The organism is Bacillus sp. FSL R5-0603 (assembly GCF_038050295.1).
In the GTDB taxonomy this organism is placed as follows: domain Bacteria; phylum Bacillota; class Bacilli; order Bacillales; family Bacillaceae; genus Bacillus; species Bacillus subtilis.
On the sequence record NZ_JBBOYP010000001.1, the window covers coordinates 279,652 to 303,340 of the forward strand.

The 23,689-nt window shown below is 46.1% G+C and carries 15 protein-coding genes and 2 pseudogenes; 10 read left to right on the plus strand and 7 right to left on the minus strand.

Annotation, left to right across the window (positions count from 1 at the left end; genetic code table 11):
- Positions 1-93: 93 nt before the first annotated feature.
- The 4 genes and pseudogenes from folE2 to zinU all read left to right on the plus strand — a co-directional run bounded on the left by folE2 (position 94) and on the right by zinU (position 3,203).
- A complete protein-coding gene (folE2, locus tag NYE56_RS01395) occupies positions 94-1,008 on the plus strand; it encodes a GTP cyclohydrolase FolE2 (RefSeq protein ID WP_341283354.1) in 915 nt (304 codons plus the stop codon).
- The gene (locus NYE56_RS01400; protein ID WP_341283355.1) at positions 1,005-1,577 is read left to right on the plus strand and encodes a L,D-transpeptidase; all 573 of its coding nucleotides are present in this window, start codon (positions 1,005-1,007) and stop codon (positions 1,575-1,577) included. Before folE2 ends, NYE56_RS01400 begins: the two co-directional genes overlap by 4 nt.
- Before the next feature lie 221 nt (positions 1,578-1,798).
- A pseudogene (locus tag NYE56_RS01405) lies at positions 1,799-1,982 on the plus strand (hypothetical protein).
- Positions 1,983-2,009: 27 nt separating this feature from the next.
- Positions 2,010-3,203, plus strand: coding sequence for a zinc metallochaperone ZinU (zinU, locus tag NYE56_RS01410; RefSeq protein WP_047182063.1), 1,194 nt, complete (start codon positions 2,010-2,012; stop codon positions 3,201-3,203).
- A 49-nt stretch (positions 3,204-3,252) separates the two neighbouring features.
- Here zinU and NYE56_RS01415 read toward each other — a convergent pair whose 3' ends face one another.
- The gene (locus tag NYE56_RS01415; protein WP_015382730.1) at positions 3,253-3,933 is read right to left on the minus strand and encodes an amino acid ABC transporter permease; all 681 of its coding nucleotides are present in this window, start codon (positions 3,931-3,933) and stop codon (positions 3,253-3,255) included.
- 9 nt (positions 3,934-3,942) lie between these two features.
- The gene (locus tag NYE56_RS01420; protein WP_009966510.1) at positions 3,943-4,806 is read right to left on the minus strand and encodes a transporter substrate-binding domain-containing protein; all 864 of its coding nucleotides are present in this window, start codon (positions 4,804-4,806) and stop codon (positions 3,943-3,945) included.
- Positions 4,807-4,967: 161 nt separating this feature from the next.
- On the opposite strand from NYE56_RS01420, the pseudogene NYE56_RS01425 reads away from it, so the two are divergent.
- From NYE56_RS01425 to bglC, 4 genes and pseudogenes are all read left to right on the plus strand, one after another.
- Positions 4,968-5,164 (plus strand): annotated as a pseudogene (locus NYE56_RS01425) (hypothetical protein).
- A 48-nt stretch (positions 5,165-5,212) separates the two neighbouring features.
- Positions 5,213-5,638 carry an RDD family protein gene (locus NYE56_RS01430; RefSeq protein WP_341284371.1) on the plus strand — a complete coding sequence of 142 codons (426 nt, stop codon included), beginning with the start codon at positions 5,213-5,215 and terminating at the stop codon, positions 5,636-5,638.
- 80 nt (positions 5,639-5,718) lie between these two features.
- Complete coding sequence (locus tag NYE56_RS01435) at positions 5,719-6,051, plus strand: YckD family protein (RefSeq protein ID WP_047182065.1); 333 nt, start codon at positions 5,719-5,721, stop codon at positions 6,049-6,051.
- Between the two features lie 153 nt (positions 6,052-6,204).
- Complete coding sequence (bglC, locus tag NYE56_RS01440) at positions 6,205-7,638, plus strand: 6-phospho-beta-glucosidase (protein WP_123373936.1); 1,434 nt, start codon at positions 6,205-6,207, stop codon at positions 7,636-7,638.
- Between the two features lie 36 nt (positions 7,639-7,674).
- On the opposite strand, the gene nin is transcribed toward bglC, so the two are convergent.
- From nin to hxlA, 5 genes are all read right to left on the minus strand, one after another.
- Positions 7,675-8,073, minus strand: a complete 399-nt coding sequence (gene nin, locus NYE56_RS01445; RefSeq protein ID WP_341283356.1) for a DNA-entry nuclease inhibitor — start codon at positions 8,071-8,073, stop codon at positions 7,675-7,677.
- Positions 8,074-8,099: 26 nt separating this feature from the next.
- A complete protein-coding gene (gene nucA, locus NYE56_RS01450) occupies positions 8,100-8,549 on the minus strand; it encodes a DNA-entry nuclease (protein ID WP_014475770.1) in 450 nt (149 codons plus the stop codon).
- A gap of 167 nt (positions 8,550-8,716) precedes the next feature.
- Positions 8,717-10,438 (minus strand): methyl-accepting chemotaxis protein TlpC, encoded by a 1,722-nt coding sequence (tlpC, locus tag NYE56_RS01455; RefSeq protein ID WP_341283357.1) that lies wholly within the window; start codon positions 10,436-10,438, stop codon positions 8,717-8,719.
- 110 nt (positions 10,439-10,548) lie between these two features.
- Positions 10,549-11,106: a 6-phospho-3-hexuloisomerase gene (gene hxlB / locus NYE56_RS01460; protein ID WP_341283358.1), complete on the minus strand. Its 558-nt coding sequence runs from the start codon at positions 11,104-11,106 to the stop codon at positions 10,549-10,551.
- A gap of 5 nt (positions 11,107-11,111) precedes the next feature.
- Positions 11,112-11,744 (minus strand): 3-hexulose-6-phosphate synthase, encoded by a 633-nt coding sequence (hxlA, locus tag NYE56_RS01465; protein WP_003234604.1) that lies wholly within the window; start codon positions 11,742-11,744, stop codon positions 11,112-11,114.
- Positions 11,745-11,975: 231 nt separating this feature from the next.
- Between hxlA and hxlR the strand changes: the two genes are divergently transcribed.
- Both hxlR and srfAA read left to right on the plus strand, forming a co-directional pair.
- Positions 11,976-12,338, plus strand: a complete 363-nt coding sequence (gene hxlR / locus NYE56_RS01470; protein ID WP_003246265.1) for a transcriptional activator HxlR — start codon at positions 11,976-11,978, stop codon at positions 12,336-12,338.
- Positions 12,339-12,913: 575 nt separating this feature from the next.
- On the plus strand, positions 12,914-23,677 hold the full coding sequence (gene srfAA, locus NYE56_RS01475) for a surfactin non-ribosomal peptide synthetase SrfAA (protein WP_341283359.1): 10,764 nt from the start codon (positions 12,914-12,916) through the stop codon (positions 23,675-23,677).
- Positions 23,678-23,689: the final 12 nt, after the last annotated feature.

The following is a 23,689-nucleotide window of genomic DNA, read 5'->3' on the forward strand; positions in this document are numbered from 1 at the left end:
GCGTGTCTTTTTTATTTTCTCTTGATTTTCAACAGTGAACCGATCAAAATAAATAGTAATTATTACGATTTGTTAGTGAGAGGAGTTTTCTGAATGAATCAACATACGCTGCTCCCGAAAAAAACGGAGCGTCTTCAATACTTTGGATCGGTCAGTCCGATCAAAGGCGAGAAACCAGTGGAAAAAGAGAAAATGAAGGACCTGCAAAATATCAGGAAGGATTATTTTTTTGACATTCAGCATGTAGGTGTCGCTAATGTGTCCCATCCAGTCACAATCACTTCTGCCATGATGCCTGCCGAGCAAACAACGGCTGCGAACTTTAAAATGACTTGTAATTTGCCGAGAAATCAGAAGGGGATTAATATGAGCCGGTTAACAGAGCTGCTGCAAGTCTATCATCAAAACGGCTGGATTCTCTCATTTTCCTCTCTTCAGCAATTTACGAAAGAGCTTGCAGAAAACATGGACATATCATCTGCTACAGTTGAAGTGAGGTTTCCGTGGTTTTTCGAACGGAAAAGCCCGAAGCTTGAGAAAGCGGGTTTGATGCATGCTGATATATTCATGTCTGTCACCTATCGCAAAGATCAGCCGTTTAAACAGCGTGCCGGCATCTCAGCAAAAGTAACGACTCTGTGCCCTTGCTCCAAGGAAATCAGCGAATACAGTGCCCATAATCAGAGGGGAACGGTCAGCATTTGGGCAGATATTCACCCGGCCGCATCGCTGCCAAGTGATGTTAAAGCTGATTTGCTTCACGCCGCAGAATCAAATGCTTCTGCGAGACTGCATCCGGTATTGAAGCGGCCTGATGAAAAAGCCGTGACAGAAACGGCCTATGAAAATCCGAGGTTTGTTGAGGATCTCACCCGGCTGATTGCTGCAGATTTGTTTGAGCTTGAATGGGTGTCAGCCTTTGAGATTGAATGCCGCAATGAAGAATCGATCCATCTCCACGATGCCTATGCGAAGCTGTATTTTTCGAAGGAAGTGGATAAAATATGAAACTCTCATTATTCATTATTGCAGTTCTTATGCCAGTCAGCCTGCTGTCAGCCTGCTCCGATCATGCAGAAGAACACGCAAGTATCAATACAAAGAAAACGGTCGAAAACATAACGGACGTTCGAAAAAGCATTGATTGGACAAAGCCTTCGGGCGGAGAATACCCGGATATTAAACAGAAGCATGTCTGGATTGATGTGAATGTGAAGGAGCAGAAGGCTTACATCAAGGAAGGAAGCAACACCATCTATACAATGATGATCTCTTCTGGTCTTGATCAAACAAAAGATGATGCTACGCCAAAGGGCACCTTTTATGTAGAGCCTGAACGGGGAGAATGGTTTTTCTCCGAAGGATACCAGGAAGGCGCAGAATACTGGGTATCATGGAAAAATCACGGTGAATTTTTATTTCATAGTGTGCCAATGACTAAGGATCAAAAAGTCATCAAAATGGAAGCAGAAAAACTAGGAACGAAAGCATCTCACGGATGTATCAGGCTGACCATTCCAGATGCGAAATGGGTATATGAAAATATCCCTGAACATACAAAAGTGGTGATCAGCTGAATTGAAAACCGTTGACAAAAAGGAAAAAAGACCATACAATTTAAATCGTAACAATTACGTTTTGTGATAAATGCTTATCAATGGGTGTGCATCTGTGAAAAGCGGAAAGGCTAAGGATCTTGCTGTCATTGATCCCCATGAAGCGTCTCTTGAAAATTGAAAACGAAACCCAATCTACTTTTGATGAGATATTTGCGCTTTCCATCGGTTCAGCAACGCAAGTGGAGCAATTGCTTTATGCAAGCTGCGGTTTTCCGAATGTCGGCAAGGATTTGCGATGGGGAAAAAGGATTAAACGCGGTTGGAGCCTTTACAGATTTATAAATCGAGCGGCAGCGAGAAATGAGCGCGAAAAGCTGCTCTACACCATTGTACATACGGCGAAGTATACAATTTAAATCGTAATCATTCTATTTTAATGGAGGCACTATTATGAAAAAAATTCCGGTTACCGTACTGAGCGGTTATCTAGGTGCGGGAAAAACAACATTGCTGAACAGCATTCTGCAAAATCGCGAAGGCTTGAAAATAGCGGTTATCGTAAACGATATGAGCGAGGTGAACATTGACGCGGGTTTGGTTAAGCAGGAAGGGGGCCTTTCCAGAACAGATGAAAAGCTTGTGGAAATGTCAAACGGCTGCATTTGCTGCACGCTTCGCGAAGACTTATTAATTGAAGTTGAGAAACTGGCAAAAGACGGACGGTTTGATTATATCGTCATCGAATCGACAGGAATCAGCGAACCGATCCCGGTGGCCCAGACTTTCTCTTATATCGATGAAGAGATGGGAATCGATCTTACAAAATTCTGTCAGCTGGATACGATGGTGACAGTGGTTGATGCCAACCGTTTTTGGCATGATTATCAGTCAGGCGAAAGCCTTCTGGACCGCAAAGAGGCATTGGGGGAAGAGGATGAAAGAGAAATCGCCGACCTCTTGATTGATCAAATTGAGTTTTGCGATGTACTGATCTTAAATAAATGTGATTTGGTCAGCGAGCAAGAGCTCGAACAGCTTGAAAACGTTCTTCGTAAACTGCAGCCAAGAGCCAGGTTCATTCGTTCCGTCAAAGGAAATGTAAAACCGCAGGAGATTCTGCATACAGGGTTATTTAATTTCGAGGAAGCGAGCGGATCGGCCGGCTGGATTCAAGAGCTGACGGCAGGCCATGCGGAACACACCCCGGAAACAGAAGAATACGGTATCTCTTCATTTGTATATAAGAGACGTTTGCCGTTTCATTCTACACGGTTTTATCATTGGATGGATCAAATGCCAAAGAACGTGGTTCGTGCCAAAGGAATCGTCTGGTGCGCATCTCATAACAACCTCGCTTTGCTGATGTCGCAAGCAGGTCCGTCGGTTACGATTGAGCCTGTATCTTATTGGGTCGCGGCGCTGCCGAAGCTTGAGCAGGAGCAAGTCAAACAGCAGGAGCCGGAAATCCTGGAGGAGTGGGACCCGGAGTTCGGCGACCGCCTAACGCAGCTAGTTTTTATCGGAACTGACCTGGATGAAGAAACGATCACGAAAGAGCTTGATCAATGCCTGCTGACTGAGTATGAATTTGATTCCGACTGGTCGCTGTTTGAGGACCCGTTTAAATGGAAGCTGAATCAATAGAAAAAAAGCCGTCCCCTGGGGGAGCGGCTTTTTTTAATGAAACGTTTGTTTAAACATAATGAGCGTATTTTTTCTCAAGGATATTCTGAAAGACCGCGGCAATGGAGCAGATGGCCCAATAAATGAGAGCGGTCAGAATATACATGGTCATATAATCAAACTCTCTGCCCCCGATGATTTTCGCATGCTGGAGCAATTCCGGCACTGTAATCATCGCAGCGAGAGAGGACGCCTTGATTAAGTCGAGCAATACATTGGCAAGCGGAGGCAGCGCAATACGTATCGATTGCGGCAAAATGATGCCCCTCATCGTCTGCCAATAGGAAAGACCCAGCGAGGATGCGGCTTCCCACTGCCCTTTTTCGACGGATGAAATGGCTGAACGGTTAATTTCCGCAATGTAGGCGGCGCTGTTTAGGCTAAAGCCGATTAAAGCAGCCGTGACAGCGGAAAATTCAATGCCGATATAAGGAAACCCGAAATAAAGGATAAACAAAATCACCAAAATTGGAACGCCCCGCATAAATGAGATATAGAGCTTCGCCGGCCATCTTAACAAAGCAAGCTTAGACATTCTGGCGAGTGATATGAACAGGCCGATCACAGTTCCCGCAAACATGCTTACAAAAGAGATGAGCAGTGTATACCCAATGCCTTTTATGACATAAGGGAACGATTCAATAGCCAGCTTCGTGTTGAAAATATATTCCCATTGAATGCTACTAATCATGGCGTCCGATTACAAATCAACGTCCTGAACGTCGGCATCAATTTTTTTTGATACATCTGCTTTATTGAAGAATTGTTTCGACAGTTTAGTCAAAGAGCCATCCTTGCTCATCTCTTTCAATGCTTCGTTCATCTTTTTCTGAAGTGCCGCATTGCTTTTTTTCATGACAAGGGCCTGTTTGTTCGGCATGTACTTGATGTCAGGATGAATTGTAATGTTGAGATCCGGGAATGCCGCGAGCGCAAGTGTCTGCAGGTAATAGTCGTTTAAAATGACGTCAGTGCGTCCGTTGGCAACATCTTTTAAATATTGCTCATTCGTCGCATTATCATAAATCACTTCTTTGGCGCCGTATTTTCTCGCGACCTCCATGTAGACGGTTGTAGCCGCGCCAGCCGCTTTCTTCCCTTTTAAATCCTTAAGCGTTTTAATCCCGGATAAATCGTCTTTACGGACGATTGCCGTGCCGTATGAATATTTATATGGAGTAGAAAATGCGAACTTCTCCTCACGGTCCTTCGTCACATCGATGTCATTTGCGGCTGCGTCAACCTGTCCGCTGTTCACCGCTGTCAGCATCCCGTCAATGCCCATCTCCTTGAACTCAACCTTCAATCCCAGGCGTTTTGCCGCTTCACGAACGACTTCAACCTCGTAGCCTGTCAGCTTATCGGAGCCAGAGTCGGTATCATGATAAGAAGTGGGATAAAGCGTGCCTGATGTAGCGACTACGATTTTCCCTTTATCCTTAATCTGCTCCCAGCCTGTATCCTTGGAATCGGCTTCATTTTTGCCCGAACAGGCTGCCAATATAAGAAAGAAAGCCATTGTGAAACTGAATATAACGGCTTTGGAATGCATGAATGATTTCACCTATAGTTCCCCCAATCTGTTAATCAACTAAAAAGATAGCATTGAACATAAGGGGTTGCAATATGTTGATCGCGTTTTCAAAAAGTTCGAATTGTGTATACAAAAGGCATGGGTGGGTGTTTAAAAGCGTCTATGAAGGGAAGAGGTGATGAAAAAAGGAGTTGTCCAAGGATGAATGCCAGACGTACCAAGGAAACGCATGTGAAAGTGAAGGATGCAGCAGACCCGTCACTCATCTATGCCAATATCGGAAGAAATGGTCAAGAGACATGAAACCGATCTTCAGAATAATTTAAGTCTTGCTGATGCCCCTAAGGCATATGATATATTCGATGAGAAAGAAAATGGAAACATTTAAACCATAATGGGGAGTCAAATGATATTTTACAAACCAGCCTGATTTTGGATCAGACTTGGAGCTGCATTGTTAGACTACATTATAGTCTCCGTGCCTCTTTTGCTGATCTATTGGCTGATTACAGGAAAAGACCCGAATGACAGCATGTTCATCAGTTTGGTTGTTCTGCTGTACTCTATTTTGCTGCCGGTGTTTTGGCGCGGCTACCTTATCGGAAAAAGAATCTGCGGAATCAGAATCGTAAAAAAAGACGGATCACAAGTCAGCTTGTTAACAATGTTTTTACGGGTTATTGTAGCCGGCCTGGTTTACGTTATAACCTTCGGACTCGGCTTGATCGCCAGCCTGATTCTGATTGCCGTACGAGAAGACAAACGGACCCTGCATGATTTAATCGCGGGAACATATGTCACTTATGCGACGCCAGGTGAAGAAGAACTTAATGCTGACGAAGAGATTAGAAAGAGCGAATAATGGTTCGCTCTTTTTATTTTTATGCATAAAAAATACAAGGCAGCAAAACATATGAAAAATAGATTGGAGGAATAAACTGGATGAAACGAATAACCATCAACATCATCACAATGTTCATTGCAGCGGCTGTCATTTCTCTGACCGGTACAGCTGAGGCCGCTGAAAAACAGCAGCAGCCTCCCGCAAATGTTACACTGACAGATCAGCAAAAGAAAGAGGTTGAACAACTGGAAGCAGAGATTCTTAAAAAGCGCAAAGACGTGATCTCAAAGTATGTACAATATGGTGTCCTGCCTAAAGAAAGAGGAGAACACATCAAAAATCACTTGGACAAACACTTTGAAATGATGAAACAAAACGGCTTTGTTCCAAAGCACCATCCTCATCCGCATAAATTTGAAAAAAGACATTAAGATGGAAAGCATCCAATGGGAATTGGGTGCTTTTGCGTTATTTACAGGTAGGCAATATTAGCTGAGCTGTTCCGCGACTAACATCGAGTTGATCTGAAACGCGTTTCATAGCCTATGATAGGTTTATCAAATAATTCAGGAGTGATAAACACTATGATCCACCAGCATCCAGAATCTTTTCCGAAACATTTTTTGTGGGGCTCTGCTTCTGCAGCGTACCAGATTGAAGGCGCTTGGAATGAAGATGGCAAAGGCCCTTCTGTTTGGGATGTGTTTACGAAAATACCGGGCAAAACGTTTAAAGGAACCAATGGCGACATTGCGGTTGACCATTATCACCGATTTAAAGAAGATGTCGCTCTGATGGCTGAGATGGGGTTAAAAGCGTATCGATTTTCCGTCAGCTGGCCACGGGTTTTTCCAAAAGGAAAAGGAGAGATCAATGAAGCAGGTCTAGCGTTTTACGATAGACTGATTGATGAATTGCTTTCTCATCACATCGAGCCGGTTCTGACTTTATATCACTGGGATTTGCCTCAAGCGCTTATGGACGAATACGGCGGGTTTGAATCCAGAAACATCATAGAGGATTTTAATCACTACTGTATTACTCTTTATAAACGTTTTGGAGACAGGGTGAAATATTGGGTCACGTTAAACGAACAGAACTACAATTTTAATCACGGATTTATTACAGCCATGCATCCGCCTGGAGTGAAAGACAGAAAACGATTTTACGAAGCAAACCATATTGCGTTTCTGGCTAATGCAAAAGCCATCGAATCATTTAGAGAATATGTGCCTGAAGGCAAAATAGGTCCTAGCTTTGCTTATTCTCCGGCTTACCCTTTATCAAGCCATCCAGAGGATATACTGGCATTTGAAAACGCCGAAGAATTTACGAACAATTGGTGGCTTGACATGTATTGCTGGGGAACCTACCCGCAAATTCCATTCCGCTACTTGGAAAAACAGGGATGGGCGCCGACAATTGAAGCAGGAGATATGGATCTGCTCGCCAAAGGGAAGCCTGATTTTGTAGGTGTCAATTATTATCAGACGATCACCTATGAACGAAATCCGCTTGATGGTGTGTCTGAAGGGAAAATGAATACGACAGGCCAAAAGGGAACCAATCAGGAGACGGGGATACCCGGAGTGTTCAAAACGAAAAAAAATCCGCATCTGACAACTAGCAACTGGGATTGGACAATTGACCCAATTGGGCTGCGTATCGGTCTTCGCCGAATTACAAGCCGCTATCAGCTTCCAGTGTTTATAACAGAGAACGGTTTGGGTGAATTTGATAAAGTTGAGGACGGCACTGTACAGGATGATTATCGAATTGATTATTTGCGTTCGCATCTTGAGCAATGCAGACAAGCCATCAGTGACGGTGTCGATTTAATCGGCTATTGCAGCTGGTCGTTTACTGATCTGTTAAGCTGGCTGAACGGCTACCAAAAAAGATACGGATTTGTATATGTCAATCGTGATGAAGAAAGCACATCCGATTTAAAACGCTTGAAGAAAAAAAGCTTTTATTGGTATCAAGATGTCATCAAGACAAACGGAGAAAGTTTATAAAGAGTCCCTGAGAGTTATTCTCTCAGGGGTTTTTCATTACACAGAAACAGCATCAATAATATAAGTGTCGGCGTGCAAATCTGACATTTCAGCCGGCACAGTCCAGCATGTCAATTGATAGTCTCCTTTAGGCAGATCAAAGGACAGTCTTTTAGACATGATGCTTTCAATATGAATTCCGTTTTCTGTGACATGAAAAGGAACAGTCACTTTTTTTTCGTACGAGCTTACTGTTTCTGAACTGTTCAGGCGCAATAGAATAAAGGCCTTTGTATTTCGCTGTGCCTCAAAGGAAATAGCTCCGTCTGCCGCAGCATATCCTTTTTCAATCGCTTCGTCAGTCCAATCCATTACAGGAGGTGTAGTATCCTTTTGAAATACAGTAAATTGATGATATGAAATCGAAAGTTCTTGCGGCTTCCATGATTTGATCAATGTGCTGTTCCTCCTCTATGTACTGTTTACTGAATTGTGAATAAAACCTTTGTGCCGTCTGGGTAATCGGTAAGCTGATGCCCGACCCAAGAGCCTGCTCCGCGGTTGTCAGCGGGAGAAATGTATTCTACAGAAGCTCCCTCACCGCCTTCTTTGCACATGGCCATTGGCCATTCATCTCTGTCATACCCCTTTTTGGAAGGTACGTCCTTTAATGATTGCTCGCGGCGTTCCTCAGCTCCGTCTCTGTCGATAGTGCACACCTCTGAGTGCCCCTCATTTATCGCATCCTTAATATGCTTGGCCGTTTCGGGATAACGGTCAGAAGGGAAGGCGATTGTTTCATCATATTCTTTCGTTTGAGACGTTTTTTGATCAGCTGAGAAAAAGTCTCCTTTTATCAGGCCGACAGCTGCAGCTGCTATGATGACGATGACGAGAAGTATCGTTTTTATGATGTCCGTCGTGATGTTCACCTCCCGCTTTTAAAACTGACCCAAGAGTAATCCAGAAAGCATCTGGTGTAAAGGTTTAAATTTTATGTTTTACGATCAGTTTATTGCAGAAATCGTAATTTTAGCAGGTCGAAATATTTGTTTTCATCAAAATACGATTGCCAATTTACAATAATGATAGTAAGGCATCAGCTGTTTTCGGCTTGATTAATCATTTTAAATTGGCTTATGATACCGGTAAGCTCCTCAGCTAATTGAGACAGCGTTTCAGAAGCTGCGGTAATCTCCTCCATTGCAGCAAATTGCTCCTCTGTTAATGCAGCCGCTTGCCGGGTATTTTTAGTAGATTCTTTAATGTCGGCCGTATTGGCTGCAAAGGAATCATTTATATGATGTGCACTGGCTGAAATGTTTGTTACAGATGCTGATAAATCACTAATCTCGGCGCTGATTTCACCTGTTGCAGCTGCAATTTCCTTAAATGCATCTCTGGTGCGCTGGATCATGGTGACTCCTTCTGCAGCTTCTGTTTTCACATGCTCAACAGATCTTGCAGACCGGTTCATATCCTTTTGTATTTCTATGATCAGTTTTGAAATCTGCCCCGCAGACTGTTGAGACTCTTCTGCTAATTTCCGTACTTCATCAGCAACAACAGCAAAGCCTTTTCCTTGTTCACCGGCTCTGGCAGCTTCAATCGCTGCATTCAGCGCAAGCAGGTTTGTCTGATCGGCAATTTGGGTGATGACCGATAAAATTTGCTCAATTTGTTTAGAGCGGCCGTCTAACTGGTGTATGATTTCTCCGCTTTTCTGAATTGACTGGTGAATCGCATCCATTTGCGCCTGTACATTTGCAATTTCCTTTTGTCCAATGTCTGCTTTTGATTGAGCGAGCTGCCCTTTGTCAGCGATAGCGGCAGTATTTGCAGAAATATCCCGGATGTCTGCTGAAGCTTGTTTTAATGAGCTTTCACTGTTTTCAATTCGGGTGATCTGATCTTGGGCTCCATTTGCAATCTGCTGTACAGCTTCTGTGATCTTTTCTGAAGCTTGATTTGTTTCCTCTGCTCCGGCTGAGAGCTGCTGAGAGGCTGACGCAAGCTGAAGGGCTGATTGTTGTATGGTTTGTATGGTATCGTTCAGCTTCATTCTCATCTTATTATAATAGACGCTTAGTTCTGAAAGCTCGTCACCGGTTTTGTCTGACACCTCTATTGTCATATCTCCGTTTCCGGCACTTTCAAAGGCGCTTTTTAAAGCGTTCAGCCGCTTGTTGATTTTTCTGGTGAAAACCAAGACAAGGATGACTGATACCATAATGACGATAACAAGAACGATAGCGAATTGAGTGAAAAGTGATTGTGTAAGTGATGCTAAAATACTTTGATTAGCTCCGGTATACAGCATGCCGATGATGTTCCCATTTTGATCTTTTAACGGCATGTATGCAGTCTGATAAGAAGAACCTGCTACATCTGCTTGTCCGTAAAAACGCTTTCCTTTCTTTAAAACAGTGGCAATAACTTCAGAAGAAGCCTGGGTGCCGACAGCTCTTTCGCCATTCTTCATGACATTGGTTGCAACACGAGTATCGCCTTGGAAAATGGTAATGGTATCACCTGTTTTTTCACCAAGCAGATCAACAATATCTTCATTTCCATTGATTTGTGTTTGCCCTTTATAGAGCTTATTGTTTTTCACCTGCCAGTCGCCTGACATGACATCATCAATATAAGTGCTGCTTAAAGCGAGATCACCTTTCGCTTTTTCAGTTGCCATTTGTTTCATGCTTTCTGTAATTTCTTTAAGCATCACAGTGCCAACTGATGCCGAAAACAAAAGAATCACCACGAAAACGAGGCAAAGAATTTTAGTTCCTAGCTTCATCTTAAGTCGTTTTATCAACATAATTCCTCCTTTTGCGATTTGCAGGTCATATTACTTATCGGATTTTTAGGTTTAAAGTTTTATTTTAGAAAAAATAAAACCGGCCTGATCTTCAGGCCGGTTGTGTGATGCTATTCAAGGTTTGCGTGGTGAGTGAACATGGTTTCAGAATCGAGTCCTTTTTTCTCCATGAGTTTTAAAATCACTGCATCATAGAATAGCAGCAAAGTTTGTTCAAATAATGATCCCATTGGCTGAATGGTTTTATAGTTTCCGTTTGACTGGTCTTTAGGAGAACCAGGCATTCTGATGATGAGGTCCGCTTGTTTTCCGATACTTGATTCCGGATTGATGGTTAAAGCGGCAACAATTCCGTGTAAGCTTTTTGCTTTTGCTGCGGTATGAATCAAGCTCTTTGTCTCGCCTGATCCTGAGCCGATAATAACTAGATCTCCTTCGCCGAGCGGCGGAGTGAGAATCTCACCTACTATATGGGCGTTGAAGCCCATGTGCATCAATCTCATCGCGAAGGATTTTGCCATCAGGCCAGACCGCCCCGCACCCGCGGTGAAAATTTGGTGGGATGAAAGAATGTGATCGGCAAGCTGGTCAGCCTCTTCATTAGAAATATAAGCTGCTGAACGTTGTAACTCATTGAGAATTTCCGCTACGTATTCAGTCGTTTTCATCGGAGTTATCCTTGGACAATCAGCTGCTTCATTTTTGAAGCTGTTTCCGCCTTATCAGCTGCGCTTGTAATTCCGCCCCCAACAATGACAAGGTCAGGGTTTTGCTTGATCACTTCTGGCAGTGTATCAAGTTTGATGCCGCCCGCGATTGCGGTTTTTGCGTTTTTTACGGTATTTTTGATTGTCGTTAATTCTTCGAAAGAGTTTTTGCCCTCTGCTTGAAGATCATAGCCAGTGTGGACGCAGATGTAGTCAACACCGAGTGCGTCAATTTCTTTCGCACGGGATTCGATATCTTTCACGTTAATCATGTCCACTAAGATTTTCTTCTTTTGTTTTTTGGCTTCTTCTACTGCGCCTTTAATCGTTGCATCGTCTGTAGCCCCTAAAACGGTGATGATGTCAGCGCCTGCTTCCGACGCTTTCATAATTTCGTAGCCTCCGGCATCCATGATTTTCAGGTCTGCAAGAACCTTCAATTGAGGAAATGCTTCTTTTATTTCTTTAACGGCTCTTAGGCCTTCATTGATGACGACCGGTGTTCCGATTTCAACTACGTCGATGTATTGTTCTACCTCTTTGACGAGCTCAATGGCTTCTGGGATGTTGACGAGGTCTAATGCAAGCTGTAATTCCATTGTTGATCCACTCCCTTTTTCGAATTATTGTTCATTCTATAGGTTCCTTCTTTTGTTGAGAAGTAGGCACTTTAAAGTCAACAAGTTACTTGGAGGATACTGTGAGGAGAGACAATCAGATTTCTTTCGCTTGATTTTATGAGTGAGTATAATGAAAAAAGAGTCTGCAAAAAAGTAAGTAAGTGATGATACGTATCTAACATACAAAAAGGTTACTAAGGGGGGATTCTATTGAGCCGGATGGACGACAAAAGGTTTAATTGTGAGAAGGAATTAACGCTTGCAGTGATTGGCGGTAAATGGAAAATGCTCATTTTGTGGCATTTAGGAAAAGAAGGCACAAAACGGTTCAATGAATTAAAAACATTGATTCCTGATATTACGCAGAAGATCCTCGTGAATCAGCTGAGAGAGCTTGAGCAGGATATGATTGTTCACAGGGAAGTGTATCCGGTCGTCCCGCCGAAGGTTGAATATTCTCTGACCCCGCATGGAGAAAGCCTCATGCCTATTCTTGAAGCCATGTATGAGTGGGGGAAAGGCTATATGGAATTGATTGATATCGACAAAAATGTCATGAAAGAATCGTTGTAAGACGCTCTTCGCAAGGGTGTCTTTTTTTTGCCTTTTTTTCGGTTTTTGCGCGGTACACATAGTCATGTAAAGATTGTAAATTGCATTCAGCAATAAAAAAAGATTGAACGCAGCAGTTCGGTTTAAAAATTTTTATTTTTCTGTAAATAATGTTTAGTGGAAATAATTGCGGCATCCCGCAAAAATATCCCTGTAAATAAACTGGAATCTTTCGGCATCCCGCATGAAACTTTTCACCCATTTTTCGGTGATAAAAACATTTTTTTCATTTAAAGTGAACGGTAGTAAGATAAAAAATATTGAAAACAATGAATAAATAGCCAAAATTGTTTCCTATTAGGATGGGGGATGTTGCGGTCTTTATCCGCTTATGTTAAACGCCGCAATGCTGACTGACGGCTGCCCGTTTTAATAGCGGCAATCTGTTTTTTTGTTTGGAAGCACTGCTTTTTAAGTGTAGTACTTTGGGCTATTTCGGCTGTTAGTTCATAAGAATTAAAAGCTGATATGGATAAGAAAGAGAAAATGCGTTGCACATGTTCACTGCTTATAAAGATTAGGGGAGGTATGACAATATGGAAATAACTTTTTACCCTTTAACAGATGCACAAAAACGAATTTGGTACACAGAAAAATTTTATCCTCACACGAGCATTTCAAATCTTGCGGGGATTGGTAAGCTGGTTTCAGCTGATGCGATTGATTATGTACTTGTTGAGCAGGCGATTCAAGAGTTTATTCGCAGAAATGACGCCATGCGCCTTCGGTTGCGGCTAGATGAAAATGGGGAGCCTGTTCAATATATTAGCGAGTATCGGCCTGTTGATATAAAACATACTGACACTACTGAAGATCCGAATGCGATAGAGTTTATTTCACAATGGAGCCGGGAGGAAACGAAGAAACCGTTGCCGTTGTACGATTGTGATTTGTTCCGTTTTTCCTTGTTCACCATAAAGGAAAATGAAGTGTGGTTTTACGCAAATGTTCATCACGTGATTTCTGATGGCATCTCCATGAATATTCTCGGGAATGCGATCATGCACATTTATTTAGAATTAGCCAGCGGCTCAGAGACAAAAGAAGGAATCTCGCATTCATTTATCGATCATGTTTTATCTGAACAGGACTATGCTCAATCGAAGCGGTTTGAAAAGGACAAGGCGTTTTGGAACAAACAATTTGAATCGGTGCCTGAACTTGTTTCCTTGAAAAGGAATGCTTCCGCAGGAGGAAGTTTAGATGCTGAGAGGTTCTCTAAAGATGTGCCTGAAGCGCTTCATCAGCAGATTCTGTCGTTTTGTGAGGCGAATAAAGTCAGTGTTCTTTCGGTATTTCAATCGTTGCTCGCCGCCTATTTGTACAGGGTCAGCGGCCAGAATGATGTTGTGACGGGAACCTTTATGGGCAACCGGACAAATGCGAAAGAGAAGCAGATGCTTGGCATGTTTGTTTCTACGGTGCCGCTTCGGACAAACATTGACGGCGGGCAGGCGTTTTTAGAATTTGTCAAAGACCGGATGAAGGATCTCATGAAGACACTCCGCCACCAAAAGTACCCGTATAATCTCCTGGTCAACGATTTGCGTGAAACAAAGAGCTCTCTGACGAAGCTGTTTACGGTTTCTCTTGAATATCAGGTGATGCAGTGGCAAAAAGAAGAGGACCTTGCCTTTTTGACTGAGCCGATTTTCAGCGGCAGCGGTTTAAATGATGTCTCGATCCATGTGAAGGATCGATGGGATACTGGGAAACTCACCATAGATTTTGATTACCGCACTGATTTATTTTCAAGTGAAGAAATCAACATGATTTGTGAGCGCATGATTACAATGCTGGAGAACGCGTTAACGCATCCAGAACATACAATTGATGAATTAACGATGATTTCTGATGCGGAGAAAGAGAAGCTGCTTGCGAGGGCCGGCGGTAAATCTGTGAGCTACCGTAAGGACATGACGATCCCGGAACTGTTCCAAGAAAAGGCTGAGCAGCTTTCAGATCATCCAGCGGTTGTATTTGAAGATCGTACATTGTCCTATCGAACGTTACATGAACAATCCGCACGCATCGCCAATGTGCTGAAACAGAAAGGGGTTGGCCCGGACAGTCCTGTCGCGGTTTTGATTGAACGCTCTGAACGGATGATTACAGCTATCATGGGGATTTTAAAAGCCGGCGGAGCCTATGTGCCGATTGATCCGGGCTTTCCTGCTGAGCGCATTCAATATATTTTGGAGGACTGCGGGGCGGACTTCATCCTGACTGAATCGAAGGTTGCGGCGCCTGAAGCCGATGCTGAGCTGATTGACTTAGATCAGGCAATTGCAGAAGGTGCAGAAGAAAGCCTGAATGCAGATGTGAACGCACGGAATCTTGCCTACATTATTTACACATCGGGAACAACCGGACGCCCGAAAGGCGTTATGATCGAGCATCGTCAGGTTCATCATTTGGTTGAATCTCTGCAGCAGACGATTTATCAAAGCGGCAGCCAAACCCTGCGGATGGCATTGCTTGCGCCGTTCCACTTCGATGCGTCAGTGAAGCAGATCTTCGCGTCGCTTCTTTTGGGACAGACCCTTTATATCGTACCGAAAAAAACAGTGACGAACGGGACCGCCCTTGCTGCATATTATCGGAGAAACAGCATTGAGGCGACGGATGGAACACCGGCTCATTTGCAAATGCTGGTAGCAGCGGGCGATTTTGAAGGCCTAAAACTGAAACACATGCTGATCGGAGGAGAAGGCCTGTCATCTGTTATTGCGGACAAGCTGCTGAAGCTGTTTAAAGAAGCCGGCACAGCGCCTCGTTTGACCAATGTGTACGGGCCGACTGAAACGTGCGTTGACGCGTCTGTTCATCCGGTTATCCCTGAGAATGCAGTTCAATCAGCGTATGTGCCGATCGGGAAAGCGCTGGGGAATAATCGCTTATATATTTTGGATCAAAAAGGCCGGCTGCAGCCTGAAGGTGTGGCGGGCGAGCTTTATATCGCGGGAGACGGTGTGGGCCGAGGCTATTTACATTTGCCTGAATTAACGGAAGAGAAGTTTTTACAAGATCCATTCGTGCCGGGCGATCGCATGTACCGGACTGGGGACGTGGTGCGCTGGCTTCCAGATGGAACAATCGAATATTTAGGCAGAGAGGATGACCAGGTCAAAGTCCGCGGATACCGGATTGAGCTTGGGGAAATTGAAGCCGTGATTCAGCAGGCGCCAGACGTTGCAAAAGCCGTTGTTTTGGCACGCCCTGACGAACAGGGAAATCTTGAGGTTTGCGCATATGTTGTGCAGAAGTCTGGAAGCGAATTTGCGCCAGCCGGCTTGAGGGAGCATGCGGCCAGACAGCTTCCTGACTATATGGTGCCGGCTTACTTTACAGAAGTGACAGAAATTCCGCTGACGCCAAGCGGCAAAGTCGACCGCCGCAAGCTGTTTGCACTAGAGGTGAAGGCTGTCAGCGGCACTGCCTATACAGCGCCGCGAAATGAGACTGAAAAAGCAATCGCAGCCATTTGGCAGGACGTGCTGAACGTTGAGAAGGCGGGGATCTTTGACAATTTCTTTGAAACTGGCGGGCATTCATTGAAAGCCATGACCCTTTTAACAAAGATTCATAAGCAAACAGGCGTCGAGATTCCGCTTCAATATTTGTTTGAGCATCCGACGATTGCGGCTCTTGCAGAGGAGGCTGATCACAGAGAAAGCCGGGCATTTTCGGTGATTGAACCTGCTGAAAAACAGGAACATTATCCGCTTTCTCTGGCACAGCAGCGAACATATATCGTCAGCCAGTTCGAGGATGCGGGAGTCGGCTACAACATGCCGGCAGCAGCAATTCTGGAAGGGCCTTTAGATATTCAAAAGCTGGAGCGCGCATTTCGGGGGTTAATCCGACGCCACGAGTCATTGAGAGCATCATTTGTTCTTGAAAACAGCACGCCGAGACAGAAAATTCACGATAGCGTTGATTTCAACATCGAAATGATTGAAAGAGGCGGCCGCTCAGATGAGACAATTATGGCTTCATTCGTTCGGACATTTGATTTGGCGAAAGCGCCGCTGTTCAGAATCGGTTTGCTGGAGCTTGAAGAGAACCGTCATATGCTGCTGTTTGACATGCACCATTTGATTTCTGACGGTGTATCCATTGGCATTATGCTGGAGGAGTTAGCACGCATTTATAAAGGCGAACAGCTTCCTGAGCTTCGTCTTCAGTATAAGGACTACGCTGTATGGCAAAGCAGACAGGCTGCTGAAGGATACAAGAAGGACCAGGCTTATTGGAAGGAAGTCTTTGCAGGCGAGCTTCCGGTGCTTCAGCTTCTGTCCGATTACCCAAGACCGCCTGTTCAAAGCTTTGAAGGGGATCGGGTGTCAATCAAGCTGGATGCGGGGGTAAAGGATCGCCTCAATCGTTTGGCTGAACAAAACGGCGCCACTTTGTATATGGTGATGCTGTCCGCTTACTATACGCTTTTGTCAAAGTATACGGGGCAGGATGACATCATTGTCGGGACACCGTCAGCGGGCAGAAATCACTCCGATACAGAGGGCATTATCGGGATGTTCGTCAATACGCTTGCGATTCGCAGTGAGGTGAAGCAGGATGAGACGTTTACCCAATTGATCTCGCGTGTGCGCAAACGGGTGCTGGATGCCTTTTCTCATCAGGACTATCCGTTTGAGTGGCTTGTTGAAGATTTGAATATCCCGCGTGATGTTAGCAGGCATCCGCTGTTTGACACGATGTTCAGCCTTCAAAACGCGACAGAGGGTATCCCGGCTGTCGGCGATCTGTCCTTGTCTGTTCATGAGACCAATTTCAAGATTGCCAAATTTGATTTGACGGTGCAGGCGAGAGAAATCGATGAAGGCATTGAGCTTGATTTGGATTACAGCACGAAGCTGTTTAAACAAAGCACGGCAGACAGGCTGCTTACGCATTTTGCGCGTTTGCTTGAAGATGCTGCGGCTGATCCAGAGAAGCCGATTTCTGAGTATAAGCTTCTTTCTGAAGAGGAGGCTGCTTCGCAAATTCAGCAGTTTAACCCGGGCAGAACACCTTATCCTATGGATAAAACAATTGTTCAGCTGTTTGAGGAGCAAGCGGCGAATACGCCAGACCTCACTGCGCTTCAATATGAAGGCGAATCACTCACTTATCGTGAACTGAATGAACGGGCCAATCGTTTAGCCCGCGGCATTCTTTCTCTTGGAGCTGGCGAAGGCAGAACTGCGGCTGTCTTATGCGAGCGGTCAATGGATATGATTGTGTCGATCTTGGCAGTATTAAAATCAGGTTCGGCTTATGTTCCGATTGATCCGGAACATCCGATTCAGCGGATGCAGCATTTCTTCCGTGACAGCGGAGCAAAGGTGCTCCTCACTCAGAGGAAATTAAAGGCTTTGGCGGAAGAAGCGGAATTTAAGGGCGTTATCGTGCTAGCCGATGAGGAAGAAAGCTATCATGCCGATGCGCGCAATCTCGCACTGCCTCTTGATTCTGCAGCAATGGCCAACCTGACGTATACTTCCGGAACGACTGGAACACCTAAGGGGAATATCGTGACACATGCCAATATCCTCCGCACGGTGAAGGAAACGAATTATCTCAGCATTACAGAACAGGATACGATTCTCGGTCTTTCCAATTACGTGTTTGACGCGTTTATGTTCGATATGTTCGGCTCTTTGTTAAACGGAGCCAAGCTGGTGCTGATACCGAAGGAAACCGTTTTGGACATGGCTCGCCTGTCCCGCGTCATTGAACGGGAGAACATTAGCATTCTCATGATTACAACCGCTTTGTTCCACTTGCTTGTGGACTTGAATCCGGCGTGCTTGTCAACGCTTCGCAAGATTATGTTTGGCGGGGAACGGGCTTCGGTTGAGCATGTCAGAAAAGCTTTGCAAACGGTTGGAAAGGGCAAGCTCCTTCACATGTATGGGCCGTCTGAAAGCACGGTTTTCGCGACGTATCATCCGGTTGATGAATTGGAGGAGCACACGCTGTCTGTTCCGATTGGAAAACCGGTTAGCAATACGGAAGTATACATTCTTGACCGTATGGGACACGTGCAGCCTGCCGGGATTGCCGGAGAGCTTTGCGTCAGCGGCGAAGGGCTCGTGAAAGGCTATTACAACCGTCCAGAACTGACTGAGGAGAAATTTGTTCTCCATCCGTTTACATCCGGCGAACGCATGTATAAAACGGGAGACCTTGCGAGATGGCTGCCGAATGGCGACATCGAATTTATCGGGCGAATCGACCATCAGGTGAAGATTCGCGGACAGCGCATCGAGCTTGGAGAAATCGAACATCAGCTGCAAACCCATGATCGTGTTCAGGAAAGTGTTGTACTTGCCGTTGATCAAGGAGCGGGAGATAAACTGTTGTGTGCTTACTATGTCGGAGAAGGAGACATCTCATCACAAGAGATGAGAGAGCATGCTGCGAAGGACTTGCCGGCATATATGGTTCCTGCGGTGTTTATCCAAATGGACGAGCTGCCGCTGACAGGGAACGGAAAAATTGATCGGAGAGCGCTGCCGATTCCTGATGCCAACGTTTCAAGAGGTGTTTCATATGTTGCGCCACGCAATGAAACGGAACAAAAAGTCGCAGACATTTGGGCACAGGTGCTTCAGGCTGAACAAGTCGGCGTTTATGACCACTTCTTTGACATTGGCGGACATTCATTAGCAGGCATGAAGATGCTTGCCTTGGTTCATCAGGAACTGGGCGTTGAGCTGTCACTCAAGGATCTCTTCCAGTCACCGACGGTTGAGGGCTTGGCACAGGTGATTGCCTCTGCTGAAAAAGGGACAGCCGCAAGTATCAGCCCGGCAGAGAAACAAGATACGTATCCTGTTTCTTCACCGCAAAAACGGATGTACGTGCTTCAGCAGCTTGAGGATGCGCAAACGAGCTATAACATGCCGGCGGTTCTGCGCCTGACAGGTGAGCTTGATGTTGAAAGGCTTAACAGCGTCATGCAGCAGTTAATGCAGCGTCATGAAGCCTTGAGAACCACGTTTGAAATAAAAGATGGAGAAACGGTGCAGCGCATCTGGGAAGAGGCTGAGTGTGAGATAGCCTATTTCGAAGCCCCGGAAGAAGAGACAGAGCGGATCGTTTCTGAGTTTATTAAGCCTTTCAAAATCGACCAACTTCCACTGTTCAGAATAGGGCTTATCAAGCATTCAGACACTGAGCATGTGCTGCTGTTCGATATGCATCATATTATTTCTGACGGTGCGTCTGTCGGTGTGCTGATTGAGGAGCTTTCAAAGCTGTACGACGGAGAAACCCTTGAGCCGCTCCGTATTCAATATAAGGATTATGCCGTGTGGCAGCAGCAGTTCATTCAGTCTGAGCTTTACAAGAAGCAAGAAGAGCATTGGCTGAAGGAGCTGGACGGAGAGCTGCCGGTGCTGACGCTTCCGACTGATTACAGTCGGCCTGCCGTTCAAACATTTGAGGGAGACCGCATTGCATTTTCATTAGAAGCAGGCAAAGCTGATGCTCTGCGCAGGCTTGCAAAAGAAACGGATTCCACGCTTTACATGGTGCTTTTGGCTTCATACAGTGCATTTTTATCAAAACTTAGCGGGCAAGACGATATCATCGTCGGTTCACCTGTGGCCGGACGATCTCAAGCGGACGTCAGCCGCGTCATCGGAATGTTCGTCAATACATTGGCGCTTCGCACGTATCCGAAGGGTGAAAAGACCTTTGCTGACTATCTTAACGAAGTGAAAGAAACGGCACTCAGCGCTTTTGATGCGCAGGATTACCCGCTTGAGGATTTGATCGGAAATGTTCAAGTTCAGCGTGACACAAGCAGAAACCCGTTATTCGATGCAGTTTTTTCAATGCAAAATGCGAATATAAAGGATTTAACAATGAAAGGGATTCAGCTTGAGCCGCATCCGTTTGAACGGAAAACAGCCAAGTTTGACCTCACGCTGACGGCTGACGAAACCGACGGAGGGCTTACATTCGTACTCGAATACAATACAGCTCTGTTTAAGAAGGAAACGATTGAACGATGGAAGCAATATTGGATGGAGCTTTTAGATGCTGTTACTGGGAACCCGAACCAGCCGCTTTCCAGCCTGTCACTGGTCACCGAGACAGAAAAGCAAGCGCTTCTTGAGGCATGGAAGGGCAAAGCGCTGCCTGTGCCGACAGACAAAACGGTTCATCAGCTATTCGAAGAGACTGTCCAGCGCCATAAAGACCGCCCTGCCGTCACCTATAACGGCCAGTCCTGGACGTACGGCGAGCTGAATGCGAAGGCAAACCGTCTCGCGCGGATTCTGATGGACTGCGGCATCAGCCCGGATGACCGCGTCGGCATTCTCACGAAGCCGTCGCTTGAAATGTCCGCCGCGGTGCTCGGCGTCTTGAAAGCCGGAGCGGCGTTTGTGCCGATTGATCCTGACTACCCGGATCAGCGGATTGAGTATATTTTACAGGACAGCGGCGCGAAGCTTCTCTTGAAGCAGGAAGGCATTTCAGTGCCGGACAGCTATACGGGAGATGTCATTCTTCTCGACGGAAGCCGCACGATTCTAAGCCTGCCGCTTGATGAAAACGACGAGGGAAATCCAGAGACGGCTGTAACTGCGGAGAACTTGGCGTACATGATTTACACGTCTGGAACGACCGGACAGCCGAAGGGTGTCATGGTCGAGCACCATGCGCTTGTGAACCTGTGCTTCTGGCACCACGACGCGTTCAGCGTGACAGCGGAGGACCGCAGTGCGAAGTACGCGGGCTTTGGGTTCGACGCTTCCATTTGGGAGATGTTCCCGACCTGGACGATCGGTGCCGAACTTCACGTCATTGATGAAGCGATCCGCCTCGATATCGTCCGCCTGAACGATTATTTTGAAACGAACGGCGTAACGATCACGTTCCTGCCGACACAGCTTGCGGAACAGTTCATGGAGCTTGAGAACACATCACTTCGCGTATTGCTCACTGGGGGAGACAAGCTGAAGCGGGCAGTGAAAAAGCCGTACACACTCGTCAACAACTACGGGCCGACAGAGAATACGGTCGTTGCCACAAGCGCAGAAATCCATCCGGAGGAAGGCTCGCTTTCCATCGGAAGGGCGATTGCCAATACGAGAGTATACATTCTCGGCGAGGGCAATCAGGTGCAGCCGGAAGGCGTAGCCGGAGAGCTTTGCGTGGCGGGGCACGGGCTGGCACGCGGCTATCTGAATCGAGAAGACGAAACCGCGAAGCGGTTTGTCGCTGATCCGTTTGTGCCGGGTGAGCGCATGTACCGTACCGGCGATTTGGTGAAATGGACGTACGGCGGCATCGAATACATCGGCCGGATCGACCAGCAGGTCAAGGTCCGCGGCTACCGGATCGAGCTCTCAGAAATCGAAGTCCAGCTCGCCCAGCTTTCTGAGGTGCAGGATGCGGCGGTAACAGCTGTCAAAGATAAAGGCGGCAATACAGCGATCGCGGCGTATGTCACCCCGGAAACAGCTGATATAGAAGCGCTGAAATCAGCACTGAAGGAAACCCTGCCAGACTACATGATCCCGGCGTTCTGGGTGACGCTGAGCGAGCTTCCGGTTACGGCAAACGGCAAGGTGGACCGCAAAGCCTTGCCTGAGCCGGACATCGAAGCGGGAAGCGGAGAATACAAAGCGCCGACGACCGACATGGAAGAGCTGCTTGCCGGCATCTGGCAGGACGTGCTTGGAATGTCTGAAGTCGGTGTCACCGACAATTTCTTCTCGCTTGGCGGAGATTCCATCAAAGGAATTCAAATGGCGAGCCGCTTGAACCAGCACGGCTGGAAGCTGGAAATGAAAGATCTCTTCCAGCACCCGACGATCGAAGAGCTCACCCAGTACGTAGAGCGTGCCGAAGGCAAACAGGCAGACCAAGGCCCGGTGGAGGGCGAAGTCATCCTGACGCCGATCCAGCGCTGGTTCTATGAAAAGAACTTCACGGACAAGCACCACTGGAACCAATCGGTGATGCTTCACGCCAAGAAGGGTTTTGATCCTGAACGGGTGGAGAAAACATTGCAGGCGCTGATCGAGCATCATGACGCGCTCCGTATGGTCTTTCGTGAGGGACAGGAAGACGTCATTCAATACAACAGAGGTCTTGAAGCTGCTTCCGCTCAATTGGAGGTCATCCAGATTGAGGGCCAAGCTGCAGATTACGAAGACCGTATAGAGAGAGAAGCGGAGCGTTTGCAAAGCAGCATCGACTTGCAGGAAGGCGGCTTGTTAAAAGCAGGCTTGTTCCAAGCGGAAGACGGAGACCACTTGCTTCTTGCCATTCACCACTTAGTGGTTGACGGCGTGTCGTGGCGGATTTTACTGGAGGATTTCGCCGCAGTATATACACAGCTCGAGCAAGGCAATGAACCGGTTCTCCCGCAGAAAACACATTCATTTGCAGAGTATGCAGAGAGATTGCAAGACTTCGCGAACTCCAAAGCCTTTTTGAAAGAAAAAGAGTATTGGAGACAGCTTGAAGAACAAGCTGTCGCGGCAAAGCTTCCGAAAGACCGCGAATCTGGTGATCAGCGAATGAAACATACAAAGACAATTGAATTCTCGCTGACTGCTGAAGAGACAGAACAGCTCACCACAAAGGTGCATGAGGCATATCACACAGAAATGAATGATATTTTGCTGACGGCATTCGGATTGGCAATGAAGGAGTGGACGGGTCAGGATCGAGTAAATGTTCATTTAGAGGGGCACGGACGTGAAGAAATCATAGAAGACCTGACCATTTCCCGCACAGTCGGCTGGTTTACAAGTATGTACCCAATGGTGCTCGATATGAAGCATGCGGATGATCTGGGCTACCAGCTGAAGCAAATGAAAGAAGATATCAGACATGTGCCGAATAAGGGAGTCGGATACGGCATTCTGCGCTATCTGACGGCACCGGAACATAAAGAAGATGTGGCGTTCTCGATTCAGCCGGATGTCAGCTTCAATTATTTAGGTCAGTTTGACGAAATGTCGGATGCAGGTTTGTTTACGAGATCAGAGCTGCCATCAGGACAGTCATTAAGCCCTGAAACAGAAAAACCGAATGCGCTGGATGTTGTCGGATATATCGAAAACGGAAAACTGACGATGTCACTGGCCTATCATTCTCTTGAATTTCATGAAAAAACAGTACAAACATTCAGTGACAGCTTTAAAGCGCATCTTCTCAGAATCATTGAACATTGCCTATCTCAAGACGGTACGGAACTGACCCCGAGTGATCTTGGTGACGACGATTTGACGCTGGATGAGCTGGATAAATTAATGGAAATTTTCTAATAGAGGTGGCAT

What these genes read in the sequence shown, in the direction of transcription:
- folE2 (WP_341283354.1), top strand. Translation starts at nt 94, where the DNA reads ATGAATCAACATACGCTGCTCCCGAAAAAAACGGAGCGTCTTCAATAC.
- NYE56_RS01400 (WP_341283355.1), top strand. Translation starts at nt 1,005, where the DNA reads ATGAAACTCTCATTATTCATTATTGCAGTTCTTATGCCAGTCAGCCTG.
- zinU (WP_047182063.1), top strand. Translation starts at nt 2,010, where the DNA reads ATGAAAAAAATTCCGGTTACCGTACTGAGCGGTTATCTAGGTGCGGGA.
- NYE56_RS01415 (WP_015382730.1), bottom strand. Translation starts at nt 3,933, where the DNA reads ATGATTAGTAGCATTCAATGGGAATATATTTTCAACACGAAGCTGGCT.
- NYE56_RS01435 (WP_047182065.1), top strand. Translation starts at nt 5,719, where the DNA reads ATGAAACGAATAACCATCAACATCATCACAATGTTCATTGCAGCGGCT.
- bglC (WP_123373936.1), top strand. Translation starts at nt 6,205, where the DNA reads ATGATCCACCAGCATCCAGAATCTTTTCCGAAACATTTTTTGTGGGGC.
- tlpC (WP_341283357.1), bottom strand. Translation starts at nt 10,438, where the DNA reads ATGTTGATAAAACGACTTAAGATGAAGCTAGGAACTAAAATTCTTTGC.
- hxlB (WP_341283358.1), bottom strand. Translation starts at nt 11,106, where the DNA reads ATGAAAACGACTGAATACGTAGCGGAAATTCTCAATGAGTTACAACGT.
- hxlA (WP_003234604.1), bottom strand. Translation starts at nt 11,744, where the DNA reads ATGGAATTACAGCTTGCATTAGACCTCGTCAACATCCCAGAAGCCATT.
- srfAA (WP_341283359.1), top strand. Translation starts at nt 12,914, where the DNA reads ATGGAAATAACTTTTTACCCTTTAACAGATGCACAAAAACGAATTTGG.